The organism is Streptococcus oralis Uo5 (assembly GCF_000253155.1).
Lineage (GTDB): Bacteria > Bacillota > Bacilli > Lactobacillales > Streptococcaceae > Streptococcus > Streptococcus oralis_L.
The window spans coordinates 860,458-877,045 of record NC_015291.1 but is presented as its reverse complement, the minus strand read 5'-3'; the positions used below and the strand labels follow the sequence as shown (position 1 = coordinate 877,045).

Annotated in this window: 10 protein-coding genes and 2 pseudogenes; 3 read left to right on the top strand and 9 right to left on the bottom strand. The window is 36.4% G+C overall.

Annotated elements, in window-relative coordinates; genetic code table 11:
- Positions 1-27 precede the first annotated feature (27 nt).
- From SOR_RS04410 to SOR_RS04400, 3 genes and pseudogenes are all read right to left on the bottom strand, one after another.
- Positions 28-1,509: pseudogene (locus SOR_RS04410) on the bottom strand (AAA family ATPase).
- 27 nt (positions 1,510-1,536) lie between these two features.
- Positions 1,537-4,146, bottom strand: coding sequence for a DEAD/DEAH box helicase family protein (locus SOR_RS04405; protein ID WP_000142845.1), 2,610 nt, complete (start codon positions 4,144-4,146; stop codon positions 1,537-1,539).
- A gap of 3 nt (positions 4,147-4,149) precedes the next feature.
- Positions 4,150-6,141: a DNA methyltransferase gene (locus SOR_RS04400; RefSeq protein WP_000806988.1), complete on the bottom strand. Its 1,992-nt coding sequence runs from the start codon at positions 6,139-6,141 to the stop codon at positions 4,150-4,152.
- A 1,036-nt stretch (positions 6,142-7,177) separates the two neighbouring features.
- Here SOR_RS04400 and SOR_RS10405 point away from each other — a divergent pair.
- The 3 genes from SOR_RS10405 to SOR_RS04380 are packed head-to-tail and all read left to right on the top strand — an operon-like array spanning position 7,178 to position 9,027.
- The gene (locus SOR_RS10405) at positions 7,178-7,309 is read left to right on the top strand and encodes an SPJ_0845 family protein (protein WP_000268696.1); all 132 of its coding nucleotides are present in this window, start codon (positions 7,178-7,180) and stop codon (positions 7,307-7,309) included.
- Positions 7,310-8,215, top strand: a complete 906-nt coding sequence (locus SOR_RS04385; RefSeq protein WP_000215683.1) for a permease — start codon at positions 7,310-7,312, stop codon at positions 8,213-8,215. It begins immediately after the preceding gene.
- Positions 8,212-9,027 carry a TIGR03943 family putative permease subunit gene (locus SOR_RS04380; RefSeq protein WP_000617819.1) on the top strand — a complete coding sequence of 272 codons (816 nt, stop codon included), beginning with the start codon at positions 8,212-8,214 and terminating at the stop codon, positions 9,025-9,027. The genes SOR_RS04385 and SOR_RS04380 overlap by 4 nt, the downstream gene beginning before the upstream one ends.
- Before the next feature lie 20 nt (positions 9,028-9,047).
- Here SOR_RS04380 and SOR_RS04375 read toward each other — a convergent pair whose 3' ends face one another.
- The 6 genes and pseudogenes from SOR_RS04375 to xerA form a co-directional block, all read right to left on the bottom strand.
- Positions 9,048-9,659, bottom strand: coding sequence for a tetratricopeptide repeat protein (locus SOR_RS04375; protein WP_001030548.1), 612 nt, complete (start codon positions 9,657-9,659; stop codon positions 9,048-9,050).
- 17 nt (positions 9,660-9,676) lie between these two features.
- Positions 9,677-10,728: pseudogene (locus tag SOR_RS10330) on the bottom strand (hypothetical protein).
- 8 nt (positions 10,729-10,736) lie between these two features.
- Positions 10,737-11,510 carry a nucleotidyltransferase domain-containing protein gene (locus SOR_RS04365; RefSeq protein ID WP_001194455.1) on the bottom strand — a complete coding sequence of 258 codons (774 nt, stop codon included), beginning with the start codon at positions 11,508-11,510 and terminating at the stop codon, positions 10,737-10,739.
- Positions 11,511-11,527: 17 nt separating this feature from the next.
- Positions 11,528-14,878 carry a DEAD/DEAH box helicase family protein gene (locus SOR_RS04360; protein ID WP_000526248.1) on the bottom strand — a complete coding sequence of 1,117 codons (3,351 nt, stop codon included), beginning with the start codon at positions 14,876-14,878 and terminating at the stop codon, positions 11,528-11,530.
- Positions 14,879-14,906: 28 nt separating this feature from the next.
- Positions 14,907-15,569: a restriction endonuclease subunit S gene (locus SOR_RS04355; RefSeq protein WP_080568302.1), complete on the bottom strand. Its 663-nt coding sequence runs from the start codon at positions 15,567-15,569 to the stop codon at positions 14,907-14,909.
- The gene (gene xerA, locus SOR_RS04350) at positions 15,514-16,479 is read right to left on the bottom strand and encodes a site-specific tyrosine recombinase/integron integrase (RefSeq protein ID WP_000444451.1); all 966 of its coding nucleotides are present in this window, start codon (positions 16,477-16,479) and stop codon (positions 15,514-15,516) included. Before xerA ends, SOR_RS04355 begins: the two co-directional genes overlap by 56 nt.
- Between the last annotated feature and the right edge of the window lie 109 nt (positions 16,480-16,588).

Sequence of the window (16,588 nt, the reverse complement as noted above, 5' to 3'; positions counted from 1 at the left end):
CATCTATATCAAGACATCCTGTGTATTTTACACTAAATCACGTAAAATATTCAAAAGTAATTCTGTTGATTCTTCCAGCTCTTCTGTAGTATAGCTGTTATTTTGATTTTCTGGATGATGTATGATGTTGCGAATTAAGGTTGGAAGAGTTTTTTGCTCTTGTTGAGTATCCCCGTTTTTTAATAAACGATGATAGTCTTTATCTTGAGCTACACCTTTACCTACAAGCCATTTTTCGAATCCTTTCTCGGAGTAATTTTTTTCATCCTCATCAATAGCTTTTGCTTGGATAAATCCATATAGTTCATTGTGAAATTCCACGCTGTTTACTCCAAAAGCAATGTAGTTTATTTCTCCTATTGTCGGTGAGGTGGTTCCGAATAAATTTAATTCCCGCTTATCCGATACAAAATTTACCCCGTCGCCATTCTTGGAAAAAATATTGATTTGCTGAGTTCTACAATCAAACTTTTTTAACAGGTAAGGAGAATGAGTCGTAATAAAAACTTGATACTTTTCAGAAATTTTATTGAGTGAATCGATAAGTTTATCTTGAGCTTTAGGATGTAAAAATGTCTCAGGCTCATCAATAAAAAACATAATTGGCTTAGATAATGTTTCCTCTTCATTATCAAGCACACCAGCATAAACTTGAATTAAGCTTAAAGCTAATGCCCGTTGCATTCCAGTACCTTTTTCTGAAACAGAAGTTGAAATACCATTATCCGAAAGAAGAAGACTACCCGTCTTAAAGAAATTATCAATTTCAGGCAATCCAAAATTAAATTGTACCTAACCATCTCCATACTGCTCTCTCAACACGGAGGAAATTTTAGTCGCAATTCCTTCAAGAATTCTACCCAACCCTTCATCTCCAAAAGTTTTGTTATGAGCATCTTGAAATTCTCTCCAGGTATCGCCTTTTTGAAAATCTTTTGTTATGTCATTAATTATTTTACCTATTATTTTGGTCTTACCAAAATCTTGATAATCTTCATTCCTTATATCCGAATATACAAACTGAGCATCAAATAACGCAGTAATCGTTTTATCAATACCTGTGGGGTTTTCAAACCTCTTTATATCATCTTCCTCGGTTGAATTTGGATTATAAATCCTTACTTTTGAGATATCTAAAGAAACTGTTTTTTTGCCTTGCGTTACTTCACATTCCTGAGACGACCTTAAAACCCTAAGACTATACGTACCATCTTCGTTGTCGATTACATAGTCACTGTATTTATTAAGATTTAGATTTTCATCATTAACTATTTCACTGAGATCTGCACCTTTGAATTCAAGTTCAACAGATATATTTTCAGTCTCATGACCCTGAGTTATAAAATCTAACTTGTTTTTTCCACTCTGAATGAATTCAATTGCTTTAAAAATTGTCGTCTTACCACAGTTATTGTTTCCTACGAAAAAATTTACACCTTCCGAGAATTCAATAACATGCTCTCCTTTAAAACTCTTAAAGTTTACTAGTTTAATTTTAGAAATATACATTTTCTTATCTCCTACTCAAGATATGTATTAAAGTGTCCGTAGTTGTTCCTTGACCTCGTCCTTACTTATCATCTCATTGAAGAACGGCAAACCTACAATACGATAACGATCATCATCAACTAGCGTTCTCGCCTCATCTAGCTCAGAGATTTGTAGCAAGAAATCTTCTTTCCAGCTATCTGTCGCAATTAATTGAGCTCCCTTTGGCTCGATGAAAATCTGCCATGAAGCATTACCAGTCTTCTTGTCGTTCGCAAACATCAGAAAGTCTGGCTCAAAGGCTCGCCCTTTATCGAAGCTATAAATCCGCACGGCTTTTTCATTTCGAAGCAAGTAAATATCCGTCCATTTTTCTTCTAGGTCTGCCATGACATCTTGGAGAGCCTTAATTAAGTATTTTTCTTCATTCGTTCCATAATTGTCATCATAAGCATACCAATCTAGCGCATCTAAATTGACATAAATTCTATTATTCGGATCTTTTTGCGATAGTCCCATTTCTTTATCGCTACCAGATTGAATGGTGTATTTACGCAGGATAGTATCTGCGAACAAGTCTTTGATCTTATACTGTTCAAATTTTTCAGAACCAAAGTATCGCTCTTCGGTCGCAATTAAATCTTTTTCAATGTGATGGAGAAGTTTTTCCGTGATGTATAGTTTATCGTCTGGAGTTAAATCCTCCACTAGTTTGTACTGAGACTCCACTCGCATATCAATATCTGAAAGCATATTGATAAATCCAACAACATTTGACAATCCTACAAAGGCTCTCTGTAGATTATCGAACGAGAACTTTTTATTGCGATTGATAGCCGTTCTGACAATATTGTTGCTGATAACTTTGCCGAATTTGAAGGTAATCGCCTCTAATGATTCCGAAACATAATTTCCTTCATCAAATGCCTCAATATCTCGCACACCGTGGGTTGGGAGTTTGACTTCGAAAGATTTGGGGATGAAATTCGTATCAAATAGACTTCCTTGACGTTGTTCAAGTAGCTGCTCATAAGAGAGGCGTTTATTCATCCAAACGACGCCATCTGTGTAGGTTCGAGTTTTCTTGAAAGACTCCTTAAGTTTGAGCTCACGTTCTTCCAGATTTTGGTCATCATAAATCCCAGATTCGCGCAAGACTTGCTTGAGTTCTGAAATATAGCGAGGGTTGTTCGCAGAATGATAATGAAGTTGTTCAATCACTCGAAGTTCGTTGTTTTCATTCTCATCAAACTTTCGAGTGTATTTTTCATCAAAATTATCTCCAATCACAAAAGGATAATAACGAGCACCACGGCCAATCAACTGCTTCTCGGTATTGGTGGTTTTCCCAGCGACAAATCCGTTTTTTGTAGTCTTACCATCACGGGTGTCATAAAGACGGACGATATCGAAAAGATTGAGAACGTCCCAGCCTTCATTAAGCATATCCACGGCAAAGATCGCACGGATTTCATTTGTTGGTTGTTCCAAGGTATTGAGGAGAGTGAGTCTGTCTTTGTTCTTGTTTTTCCCGTCCACTAATAGCAGACGTTCTTTTCGAAAATCTTCCTGAAGCTCTGCAATCAAGTCAGCATCAGAAATGCCAACTGTCTCGAAGTAAGCAAACACTTTTTTTAAGATACTGGATTTTTCATCCATTTCTGAAACAAGCTCACGTTGCGCTTGAATATCTGCTGGAGTAAGATTTTCGAGCAAGCTTAAAAAAGCATCTAAGTTTTCTTGGCTCTCAGCAATCTTCTGCGATTTGAACATAACCAAAGGTTTCAGATTGATGCCATTTTTTAGCGCTATTTTCTTGCGATATTGGCTGATGATAATAGCCTGCAACATACGATTATTGATTTCGCCATCCACCAGATGAAAGAGAACATCTTTTGAATATTTATCCAGTCGAAATTCCTTCAAATCATATTTGAAAAGTAAGGATTTTTCGTACTTTTGAGCTAAGGTTGGATTTGTTAGGTCAATCGTTGCCGTAAACTCAAAAATACTGGATTTTTTAGCGGTGTTCTGGATAGCTTCAATGGTAGACGTCCAGCTAGTGTTGTCTTTTTTCTCGTTTGTATCCAATCCAGCATTCAAGTGATGGGCTTCATCCGCCAACATGACAACAGAAATATCCTTGAACTGCTCATAAGACAGACGATTTTCTCGTGGCGTATTCAGGTCTTGGTGGAGTTTTTGGATGGTGGTGAAAACGATATTGATACTATCTTCACGACTATCTGAAAAATCCATCACTTCACGAACTGTCACGATTTGCCCGTCCATGACAATCTTGTCCGCAAAAAGGTACTTACCAGAAGAGCTCACCAAGAAATTATCCTTGGTTTTGGTAAGAATATTGTCGTTATTGACAAAGAAGATGAAGTTTCGCTCGCCTTGCTGGTACTTTTCCAAGATAACCGCCGCCATCAAAAGCGTCTTCCCAGAACCAGTCGCCATATTGTAGAGGACTTGCTCTGGAATCGCACGATTTTCATCTGATTTATAGTATAAATAGCGTCCAATCGCTTCCTCTTGATAAAGACGCAAAGAGTGTTTCAGGTTTTTAGTAATGTAATCTGGCAAATCTACTCGAAAGTTTTTGAAGCCTGACCGACTGACCGTATCATAAGTTTCGTAAATGAAAGTCATAGCTTACTGTTCCTTTCCGTAGAAAGCATGATTGAGCTTTTTATCTTGAGCGGAAATCCCGTAATCAATATCGTCAATATCCGAGTAATTCACGTAAAGATTGTTATTATCAATAATCTCAAACATAATTTGCTTTTGTTCTGCTAAGGAAAGCTTTTCGAATTCATTTGCTTTCAGTTTTTTAGGGTCAATGCGATAAGATAAGAAGGAAGATTTTTTCGCAAGCTCAAACAGTTCTAATAATTCTTCTGTCGTTATCGCTTGGATAATGGCATTTTTGAAGTCTTGAGCATCGTTTTTCAATTCAGCATAGACAAAACTTCCACCACCAGTCCAATTGACATCTTTTGAGATTCCCGTTTGCTCACCATTAATTACATTTTTGAGACGATTAACAACTAGTTCTTCAATATAATCCATCTGCTCAATACCAATATACTGACGGTTCATCTTGTGAGCAACTGCAGCTGTTGTTCCACTCCCCAAATGATAGTCGAGAACTACATCTGATTCCTTTGTTGACATTTTTATTATTCGCTGAAGAAGTTTTTCAGGCTTTTTGCCATTAGGTAATTGAACTCCTCCTTCGTTTGCTATCGCTCCTGTTGTTTTTATATCTTGCCAAAAATCGCATGGATTTTTGAAAATATTCGAATCTGCAAAAATAACTTGTAGCCGTGGTTGCTTCGTTTCTCGGTTAAATTCTGTAATATAATAAAAAATTGTTTTTTTCTTAGACAGTGCTGAAGCCAATTGTTGGTCTGGTATACTTTCTAAAGACTTAACAATCTTAGCATAACCAGAAGAGCCTGCAGTTTTGACGATTCTATAACTGTTTTCAAACAACCAATTGTTTTTATCATCCTCGTCTTTAAAGTTCATCTCCTTTATCTTATCAGATAAAGACACTTTTATAACATCTCTAAGTATTTCGTTAGCTTCAAACACTTCTTCATCACTATTTTCATCCTGAGTTTCAATATCTATTAATCTTTGCCTATCAGTAATAGAAAAATTCTCCAAAAATATATTATTTTCATTATCCCAAGTATCTACTCGATACTTATCTATTTCATTGAATTCTCTAAAACCTTCTTTTTTGTACAATAAAATATATTCTTTTAGTTTAGGCATTCTAGATTTAGCGTGATTCATTTTTACACCACTTGCTTCACTCATTTTTACAGCAATACAATTTATAAAATTTTCACTACCAAAAATCTCATCCATCATAACTTTTAAGTATGCTTGTTCATTATCATCGCATTGTACAAATATTAAGCCATCTATTGACAGTAGCTTTTTTGAAATTATTAATCTATTTTTCATAAAAGTTAACCACGATGAATGATTAAAACTATCATTATATCTGAAACTATCATTCCCTGTATTGTAAGGAACATCAATATAAATCAACTTAACTTTTCCAGCAAAGCGTTTTTTCAAACTATGCAAAGCGATAAGATTATTCCCTTTAATGATAAGATTATCAGTATCTTTTATCTCTTCCACGTTATGCTCGCCAGTTTCGTCATAGCGTTTAAAGTTGGTCAAAACCTTATCATCCAGTAAACGATTAATTTCCGTTGGTGCAAGCGTTTCGTTAAAGAAAATCTCTTGACGTTTAGCATCATCCTTAGTCTGTCCACCCTCAAGTATGCAATCTTTGTATGGAAAATTCAATACAACATCATTGTTTTCAGACAGGTACTTCTCACCTGTCGCTAACCCAATTTTAGTTTTATACGCGGTAAAGCTATCTGGTAAGAACTCCTTGTTGTTGAGAAACTGTAAAAAGACATCCTTCTTAAAGACGAGAATACCTGTCTCCAGCTTAGAAAAGAAGTGATTAGAGATTTTTTCATCACTCATCAAGATATTAAGAAGTTCAGGATTATATTGTCTTGCAAGCACTGCTAATTTATTCTTATTGATCACACCTTCCACCATAAAGGTGTCATTTTGTGCCAGAAGGTGTTCCAGTTCTTGTTTCATATAAAGTTTACCTTTCAGTTATAATTTAGCGAAGGACTGATAGGATTCCTTTATTATGAATATAATAAAGGAAGGGTACCCTTCCTTTATTATGAATATAATAAAGGAAGGGTACCCTTCGGGTTTTTCAAATTTTTCTGATTCTATTATAGCATATTTTGAGTCAGTTCTCACAATCTTCTTGTTGCTTACGAACTTCCAATTTCTTCAAAAAACTAGAGAAAGAATCAAGCTATCTCTTTTTAATAATTTTAAGTTAGAATGGAAGCAAGTTGATGAAAAAAATTTCAGATGTTTCATGATTCAAGTAACGATAAAATTCCTAAGATGCACTTGTCTGCTTGAGTATTCAGATGAAGTAAAATCTTTGAAGATAGCAATCAACCTTTTAGCCTGTAATATACTTTCCCCAATAATCCACACTCTAAAACACCATTGTCTGCCCATATATCGGATTTTTCTCCTCAAGATACTCTTTCAATTCGAATTTGGAGATTTATTTCCAGACTGTAAATCTTACATAAAAAAAGCTTGATTTCCTTAACAAACAGAGTAATCCTTCTCGAGTATTAATAAATTAATTAATAAAGAAATTATGAACGACTATAACGTTAAACAGAATTAGTCAAACTTGGCAATAAAATCAACCAACAAAACTTTTGGGCATTGATACCAAAATGGATCTGCACCGAATTTATAGGATGCCTAACAGCAATCAACTTACCAGTGTTTATTAACAATCTAACCGCTAAAAACGGCGTTATTGATTTTGCGGTAATAAGTTTTGAGTAGTTCATCAAACACACTGAAGTTTATGAAATTAACACCACAATAGAAATTAATCAGCAAATAGGTATATTACTGAACAAAAAGTTTGGCTAACTACTCAAAGAAAGTATCAGAGGTATGGATATTATACCATAAGGGACAGCCCTTGTTTCGTCCTACCCTTTTTTACCTCTTTGATTATCAAAATAATCCCTTTTCCACAAAATAATAGTATAATAGAGATAGAATATAGAAAAGAGGTAGGCCCATGGCTGTTAAATTTACAAAAACGGATGATTTGGACAAGATGTTTGAAGAATTCGCAAAACTTCCTGACTTAACACAGGTCACTTTCCCAGATGACAAAGATAAAAAAGAAAAAGTTGAGAAGAAAAAATAGATGACTGTTTTCCAATCTCTTCCTCCTAGTGTATTACAAGCGGGAGCTATTTTTCTCTCCATCATGATTGAAGCCCTTCCTTTTGTCCTGATTGGGAGTCTCATTTCGGGGTTGATTGAGGTCTATATCACACCTGATAAAGTTTATGAGTTTCTTCCTCGCAATCGTTGGGGGAGGATCTTTTTTGGTACCTTCATTGGCTTTCTCTTTCCTTCTTGCGAATGTGGAATCGTTCCGATTATCAATCGTTTTTTGGAAAAGAAAGTGCCCAGCTACACGGCCGTTCCTTTTCTGGTGACTGCTCCCATTATCAATCCTATCGTTCTTTTAGCCACATATTCTGCCTTTGGCAATTCAATAAAACTTGCCTTCTTGCGAGCTCTGGGAGCTATTGTGATTGCTTTGATTCTGGGGATTTTCCTAGGATTTTTCTGGAAGGAACCCATTCAAAAAGAGAATTCTATTACTTGTCACGAACATGACTTTTCACACTTGAGTCCTGCTAGAAAGGTCTTTCAGGTCTTTATACAGGCTATTGACGAGTTTTTCGATATGGGGCGTTACTTGGTCTTTGGCTGTCTCTTTGCGGCTATCGTGCAGGTCTATGTCCCGACTCAGATCTTGACCTCTATCAGCGCAAGTCCAGTCCTTGCGATTCTCTTGCTCATGTTTCTAGCCTTTCTCCTCTCTCTTTGTAGCGAGGCGGACGCCTTTATCGGTGCTTCTCTCCTCTCGAGCTTCGGCCTAGCGCCAGTCCTTGCTTTTCTGGTCATTGGCCCCATGCTTGATATCAAAAATCTCCTCATGATGAAACACTATCTCAAAGCGCGCTTCATCTGGCAATTCATGGGCATCGTGACAGTGCTTGTCTTGCTTTATTCTTACATGATAGGAGTGATGCTATGATCCGATTTCTCATTTTACTGGGTTATTTTGCCCTAACTCTGTATCTGCAGCTATCTGGCAAGCTCAGTCAATACATCAATCTCCACTATTCCTATCTAGTCTATATCTCTATGGTCCTTTCTCTTCTGTTGGCTCTGGTCCAATTCTATATCTGGATCAAGAAAATCAACTCTCACAGCCATTTTGAAAGTCGTCGATCTAGACGAATCAGCATCCTTTTACTGTCACTACCTCTCTTGATTGGAGTTGCCTTTCCGACAGTAAGTTTGGACTCGAGAACTGTATCTGCTAAGGGATACCATTTCCCACTTGCTGAGGGAATCAACACAGCTATTCAGGCAAGTGAAGGCACATCCAGTCAATACCTCAAACCCGATACCAGCACCTATTTTTCCAAATCTGCTTATGAAAAGGAAATGAGGACTACAGCTGATAAATACCTCTCCCAGCAAACCATTCACATCACTGATGAAAACTATATGGAAGTCATGGAAGTTCTCTATGACTACCCTCAAGAGTTTGAAGGAAAGAAAATCGAGTTTACAGGCTTCGTCTATAACGATCCTAGCCATGAAGATAGCCAGTTCCTCTTTCGCTTTGGAATCATCCACTGTATAGCCGATTCTGGTGTATATGGACTCTTGACAAAGGGGAACTCACGCCAGTATCCTGATAATACCTGGATTACCGCTAGAGGAACCCTGACCCTCCATTACCATAAAGAACTCAAACAAAAACTCCCAACACTGGAGGTTGAGAGTTTCACAAAAGTAGACAAACCAGAAAATCCTTATGTATATCGCGTGTTTTAATAAAAAGTAGCCTTTGCAGGCTACTTTTTATTATTTAGCAATTTTCTAACCTCTTGAGCACCAATCTGATCGCCTGCCTTTTCAAAAAGAGCGATAGCTTGTAAAAAATTTTCATGTGATTCTTCAGGATTTTGTATCGAACCAATCTCTCCTAAACCTCTATAAGCACAAGCTTGGGCAATCAAATCATCTGTTTGCAAAGCTTGTTTTAAGGACTGTTCCATATACATGAATGCTTCTGCTACTTTCCCTAGCTTTAATCGTAAATAACCTTGCTCATAATTGTTAACAGAAGATTTGAGGGTATCCTCTGTAAAAGCTTCTTCAATGACTTTTTGCTCTCTTTCGATATAGAAAAGTGCCGTTTGAAATTCATTCATTTCACGATAAACCATGGCTAACTGATGATAGCCTATATGTTCATTTTCTGGGTCACTTTTAGTTCGTGCTAAGTCAATGTAACGCTGATAGATACTTAAGCACTCGTTGTATTTTTGCTCTTCAAGATAAATATACCCCATCAAATTTAACAAACTAAAATCTGTGCAAGTTTCCAATAAAAAATCAGCTTCAACTAATTTTTTAGCCTCATTAATCTTACCCTCAAACAATAAATCCCATGCTTTATTCATACATTTTCTCCTGCATCTTACGTTGTATAGAAATCTATTGACAAATCGCTATCAGACTCGTATTTTTTCCAAGCTAAACTGAAGCCATAATAATCTTCAAATTCAGGGTGCCAGTCATAATAAAGTGGGACACGACTATACTTTCTTGCTACAACTTCGTCTTCAAATTCTGGAGACTCCCCTGCAGTAATACCAAATTGAAAACCATTTAGTTCCCAAGTATTTCCCCAAACGTTTTCATCAGAGAGAACATCAATCCATCTAGAAGCATCAATATCAAAATCTGCACATAATTCCAGTTCATAGAATCTTCTACAGTTAATCTCTGAAGGTTTTATATAAAGGGCGCTATCAACTTGGTATTTTTTATCTTTGACTTGAATCTGTGTGATTTTCATTGGAATCGGAACTCCATTTAATTCTAACCAGAAATATACTAAAGGAGTTTTGATACTATAATATGTTTGCTGAGAGTTGGGGTTAGCGTTTTTAGAGCAAACATCTAGAATTCTTCCTAACTTTTTTAAATTTCTAAAAACGTTTTTCGAAGTGATTGGGTCGAAATGTGAATACCTACGAATGACACGTTTTAACATTTCAACAGAAAAGTGATATCCTTTGGTAAGGCATGATACTTCTGTACAACTAAAGCAGTTTTTTCAGTATTTTCCTTCCCTACTGGGACAATAACAGCGTGCCCAATATGGATATTTGGTTCATCGCAGATATAAGTATAGCCATTCCCTCCCTCCTGAAACTCAACCACAACAAGATTTAACTCTTGATCTGGATCAAAGAGAGGCTCTACCTTTTCTACTTCTTGGCGTTCATAAAAAGTAAAGCGGTCTCCATCCCCGTCTTCACCAAAAACCATGAAACTACCACACTCAGGGCACTTCCACATATAAAAGGAAGCTTCAGAAATATCATTATAAGAAATTTTATTATGGTCGTCAGCTTTATTTATGATTTCTTCAAACAACTCATCCGAATAAACTGAATAAGCATTTGGATCAGGCGCTCTATGGTTGTTCATTGCGTGCCCGCATTTACATGTCCATTTCCCCATAAACAACCTCAGTCATGCCCTAATTCTTCAAGGAAAAATTGATTGAGAGTTTTCCAGTCTTTCTTTTTCTCTGTAACACTTTGAACGTAAGTATCCAGTTCTTGGATATTATCTAAAATATAATCTTGAATTGGCATTATCGGATCAATTTCCATACCTTCAGGCCCATTTATCTTAATGTCTAGCAATCTTGAAACATGCTCCTGCATTTGAGACGGAAGTAATTCTTTGACCAAATCATCAAACAAAATCGGTGGAACAGAATGGTATTTTTCAATCCAGCGACAGGCTAAAATAGGACGCAGCGCATAGAAATACTTTTTAGGTTTGACCTTGTCTCCTGAAAGATACTTATTTGTTTGAGTTCTTGCAGTGTTCAAGTAATGGTGGAGCATTTTTTTCTCAGAAAAATACTGGTTGGCAAGTGGACGTATGCGCTCAATAAAATCCGTTTGTTGATAAACAATTGGTGACTGTAACCATTCAAATAGTGTAGGATTAGACTTATAAAGGAGTTTTAAAGTCTTGTCTAAATCCCAGCCACTCACGTCCCAAGTATCGTCAATTGGTAGCTCGATAACATCACGCTGTTCATTCAAACGGAGATAAAAATCCTGCTTGTGTTTGTAGATAAATCGCACATCAAAGTCACTATCAGGAGACTCAAATCCCCAAGCACGACTACCAGACTCAATAGCCCACAAAACTTTGACATCGAAATCACGCTCAATTTCTGCTAATTTTTCCGGTACCAGAACATTCATTTCTTCTTGCGTTTGCATTTATAACCTCTTATTATTTATGCTGCTTCTCCAGCTCGATCATTAATGAGTTCAATTGTTTGGACAATATTACGAAGTATAGGGAGTTGGTGTTGAAAGAGTAGTTGAACTGAACCATACGATTTAAACGGTTCTTGTGTTAAAACTTTGGTCTCCAAGCAACCATTCTCTACAATGTAATCTACAATCAATTTCACAAAGGAAATCTGCTTGGCATTGAGACTCTCATCCGATAAAAATTTAGAAAAAACTTGATTGGCAGCCTCTCTATCTAAACCAATAATCTCACGAACCAATCTAGGAATTGCCTTATTTTCATAATGTTGTTGGTAATCTGACTTGCTACCTAATTTTTCCCATAGCAATGTTTCAAGTGCAAGTAAATCTTGAGAGGTCAATTTTTCATTATGGTATAACTTAGAAATTGCTTCATCATCTAGATGAGTTTTCAAATAATGTTCAACTTTTTCATTATAAGATCGCAGGTCATTGACTTGTAAATATGGCTTAGTATCATGGACAGTGGAAAGAATGTGATCATCAAAATTGACATAATAGACTTTTCGGCTCGTTTTATCTAAGAATTGCAATAAATCTCTTAGAGAAAGGCGGATTTTTTCAAGTTCAGACAAACTAACTTCTTCCCAAAATTCAGGTTCTTGTACTTTCCTGATAATTTCAGCCTGTGCAAAAACTTGTGATATATTGCCAACCCTGGCAAGAGCTTTAGCTGTTTTCATAACTTGAGATATATGGGCAGTTGCTGGCTTAGCCAACAGTTGTCCTAACTGTATCTGAAACAACCATAAATCAAATCGTCTCGCCATCTCATCCCCTTTATTTTCTTCAAAAAGAAGAGGAGAAAGATTTTTCTGGATTGTTTCACTTGTAACGGTCGTTAGATTTTGCCAATTTTCCAACTTTCTGTAAGTATAAACTGTATCTAAGACCATACGAACCCTAAAGTCTAACTCATTTAAGCTCACCATACGTCCGTGAAGTTCTGTTACGAGTTGTTGACGGTATTCTCTAGCAAACTGATTATCTTGATAATGAAGTCCCTGCAATTCTCGAATCAAGTCCACCTTGATGTTAAACAAACGTTGAGTCAGAGAAACAATGTGACGACCATCTCCTTCTCTTGGATCAGCTTTGAAATATTCAAAATTATCGCCATAATCAAATACCAAGAAATTTTCCTTATCCTGCTCAGGGCCAAATAAATCTTTACAAAGACGGGTTCCACGGCCAATCATCTGCCAAAACTTGGTTTTAGAGCGCACTTTCTTGAAAAAGATTAAATTAACAACCTCAGGTACATCAATACCTGTATCCAACATATCAACAGAAATTGCGATTTGAGGGGGCTTCTCCTTAATTTTAAAATCATCAATTAAGGTTTGATAATGTTTAATGCTATAATCAATCACTTGAGCATAATCGCTTCCTTTTTCAGGATAGCGTTCGTTAAAAATATCTCTGATGTATTCAGCGTGTCGATGGTTCTTAGCAAAGATAATGGTTTTACCAATTTCGTCACCTGAAGCTGTCTGAATTCCCCTTGTCATTAGTTCATCTAGAACAATTTCTACTGTTTTTCTATTGAAAATAGAGGTATTAAAATCCTCAGGATCAATATCTTTCTCAGAACTACCATCTTCAAATTGGCTATCAAAATATTCTTTTTCATCTTGGGATAAATCATCGTAATGCAGACCATCCGTTGGTAGTTTTAACTTAGTTTCAATCGAATGATAAGCTACTAAATAACCATCTTTTACAGCCTCTTCCAAATCGTATGCGTATGTTGGAACACCATTCTCCAAGTTAAAAAAACTATAGGTATTTTTATCCAAATCTTGACGCGGAGTGGCAGTTAATCCTACAATCCTTGCATCAAAATAATCAAAAATTGATTTGTATTTCTGATAAATAGAACGGTGAGACTCGTCAATTATGATGAGATCAAAGTGCCCAACAGTGAAGGGGCGTTGATTTACTTCTTCTTGATCACTGATCGCTCCTATCATAGTCGAATAAGTTGAAAAAACCATACGACTAGATCGAGCACTATCTTTATCCTCTAAGAAATTACAAACTGAAAGATCTGGAAGTAATTTCCTAAACGAATCATAAGCTTGCTTAACTAGGGAAGTTCTATCAGCTAAAAAAAGAACATTTTTTACCCAGTTATGACGCGAAAGGATATCAACTAGGGAAACTGCTGTACGGGTTTTCCCAGACCCAGTTGCCATGACCAAGAGTGCCTGTCTCCGATTATTGGAGAATGCTTCACAGACACTTGTAATCGCATGTTTCTGATAATAACGTCCAGAAATGTCGTCCCTAATTTTGCTAGAAATATCCTCGAGTGGTTTTTGCAAGTGACGTCTGTCCATCAAAAGTTGCAACTCTTCTTGAGAGTAGAACCCTGCAATCTGGCGACGATTAACACCATCAAGTATGTAGTGCTTTAAACCATTGGTAATAAAGCAAATTGGCCGATAGCCGATTTGTTTCTCAAGAGCTTCAGCATATTCCTTGACCTGCACCTCCCCTACTTCTGGATTCACAGATGCCTTTTTAGCTTCAACAATTGCTAGAACTTTCCCATTTTTGCCATAAAGGACATAGTCACAGTATCCAGTTCCTGTACCATGCTTCAAACCATGAACGGCTACCTCAACACGACAGTTTTCCTCAAATGTCCAACCTGCTAAACGGAGATCGATATCTATAAAGAGTTTTCTTGTCTCTGCTTCAGATAGTTGATCGATATGGAAAGATACATCTTGCCGTAGAGCTGCTGTTTCACGTTTTTCAGTATAAGTCTCTTGAACAGCCAAGGACTGACTAGCCATCTGTTCATCAAAATCAGGAAGATCTGGCAAACTGTTTTGTAATTTCGCCATAGTTTGTGGCGTTTCTCGAAACTTGATGTTTGCTGAAAGTGGCAATAACTGCTCGTCGAAATAACGCTCCACAAACTCGTTACTGTAGCAATAATCGATAAAATTGACAAACTGATACAAATGATGCAAAGCCAAAATCGCTTCTCGTTCCTTAATTTCTCCACCATGTGCAGCATGATTTCCCCATCGAATTAAAAGAACAATCTGCCTATGGAGCTCAGGATCCACAATCTCTCTAAAATCATCATCCCATACCAAAGAAGATAAGGTAGCACGATAGGGAGCTTCTAAATATGAATCGTGACTATATATCCAATGAACAGCCTGCTCCAAAGCACGGCGTGCCATAAAAGCAGTAGCTACAGTTGATGTCGCGATCATATTCTCAGCCTCTATACAAGGCTTTGAAAAAGATTCATACTCTTCGTTATTTAAAAGAAAATCAAAATTTCCCATTTTTCTCTCACTTTGAATAAATAGATAGCTATATTATACTAGATTTTAAGCTATTTCTCCACAGTTTTATAACTATCCCACAAGCAAATTGTGATTTGTCGACCTGAGCCACAAAGTCTGCGAATTCGTTTTGGAGGGCTAGAGGGGGGAGGATGAAATCTAATTCACTATATTGTTTTGCATTGATATTTGGTTGTGCAACTGTATTCTGAACTTTAGCAATAAATTCTTTATAGAACTTTGTATTTGTAAAGTGATAAACGAAAACAGGGTTTACTAATGAAAGATTAGGAATTAGTCTAATCAAGTATCCCGCAAATAGTGCTGGACCATACTTCTCTTTCGAATATAAAAAAGTTTTTCCAACTGTAGCTCCGCTTCGAGCGAATAATATATCCCCAGTGTTTAATAAATATTTCTCTTCATAATGATTAGGTGATTTTTTGTCAGGTTTTAAGTTTCCACATTCATCAATATCAGTTATACGAATATATCTTAATCCTGAAAAGTCAATTGCTGATGCCCCTGATCCGTAAGCCAATTTTTCTACTGATATATCCTTTAACTTACATCTTCTCCATCTCATTTCATTAAAAACAGGATCCCCAAACATCTCGTTAAATCGGGATTTGCGGTTAAGAGATGAATTTTTGGTGTGAATGTTTGACATTGCTTTGGTTAACCATGGCATAGGCCAGGGTTGTATCAATTTTGCTGTGACCAAGTAGTTTTTGGACTTGTTCAATAGGCATTCCTTTATCAATAGCCTTAGTCGCTAGGGTTCTTCTGAATTTATGTGGATGAACCTTTTGTATTCCAAGTTTTTGTCCTAACTTTCTCAATCGAATCTCGACACCAGCAATTCCAAGTCTCTGAGCTTTTCCAAGTAGCGTTACAAAAAGAGCTGGATGACTATCTTTTCTATCATTGAGATAGTTTCTTAAATGGATTTTCGTACGAGCATCAAAATATACGGGTCTTTCTTTTTTCCCTTTTCCGAAAACAACGCACTCTCTGTTTTCAAAATCAATATCAGAACGATTCAACTGGACCAGTTCTCCTACACGCATACCTGTTGATGCTAGTAGGTCAATCATTGCCAAATCTCTTAAATTTTCACAATTATCTCTCATAATTTCGAGATGTTCATCCGTATAAGTTTCTTTCACAGTTTGTTCTGTTTTAATTTTTTTAATCCTTCGAATAGGATTCTTGATGATATATTCCTCTTGCTCAAGCCAAGCAAAAAAAGAGGACAATATACGCCGAATATTATCCAAATTCGCCTTACTACAGTCCTTTTCAGACTGATAATTTGCTAAATAACTCCTTAAATCATCTGTTGTCAGTTGTGTCACAGACTCCTTAATATGATGAAATAAATTTTCAATTGTTCTCTGATAATAACGTATTGTTTTTGCGCTACAGCCCTCCACCTGCTTAGCAGTGATGAATAATTGCAACAGATTATTATTCGAATGCTTCTGCTTCTTTTTTCCATCCACTAGATGGCGTTCTAAACTCTCTCGCAATGCTAGTAATTGTTCATTGTTTAAAAAGGGTAACATTTCTTGTATGATAATTGTAACTTTTGATTCCATAAATTCTCACTTTCATTATTACTCATCAATAAAAAGAGACAATATCAGTTTCTGCATTTCAGAATTCTAATATTGTCTGTTTATTTTCTAATACTCATTCAAATCCAAC

Excerpts from the sequence above, each read along its gene's own strand:
- SOR_RS04405 (WP_000142845.1), bottom strand. The coding sequence starts at position 4,146 with ATGACTTTCATTTACGAAACTTATGATACGGTCAGTCGGTCAGGCTTC.
- SOR_RS04400 (WP_000806988.1), bottom strand. The coding sequence starts at position 6,141 with ATGAAACAAGAACTGGAACACCTTCTGGCACAAAATGACACCTTTATG.
- SOR_RS10405 (WP_000268696.1), top strand. The coding sequence starts at position 7,178 with ATGGCTGTTAAATTTACAAAAACGGATGATTTGGACAAGATGTTTGAA.
- SOR_RS04385 (WP_000215683.1), top strand. The coding sequence starts at position 7,310 with ATGACTGTTTTCCAATCTCTTCCTCCTAGTGTATTACAAGCGGGAGCT.
- SOR_RS04380 (WP_000617819.1), top strand. The coding sequence starts at position 8,212 with ATGATCCGATTTCTCATTTTACTGGGTTATTTTGCCCTAACTCTGTAT.
- SOR_RS04375 (WP_001030548.1), bottom strand. The coding sequence starts at position 9,659 with ATGAATAAAGCATGGGATTTATTGTTTGAGGGTAAGATTAATGAGGCT.
- SOR_RS04365 (WP_001194455.1), bottom strand. The coding sequence starts at position 11,510 with ATGCAAACGCAAGAAGAAATGAATGTTCTGGTACCGGAAAAATTAGCA.
- SOR_RS04360 (WP_000526248.1), bottom strand. The coding sequence starts at position 14,878 with ATGGGAAATTTTGATTTTCTTTTAAATAACGAAGAGTATGAATCTTTT.
- SOR_RS04355 (WP_080568302.1), bottom strand. The coding sequence starts at position 15,569 with ATGCCATGGTTAACCAAAGCAATGTCAAACATTCACACCAAAAATTCA.
- xerA (WP_000444451.1), bottom strand. The coding sequence starts at position 16,479 with ATGGAATCAAAAGTTACAATTATCATACAAGAAATGTTACCCTTTTTA.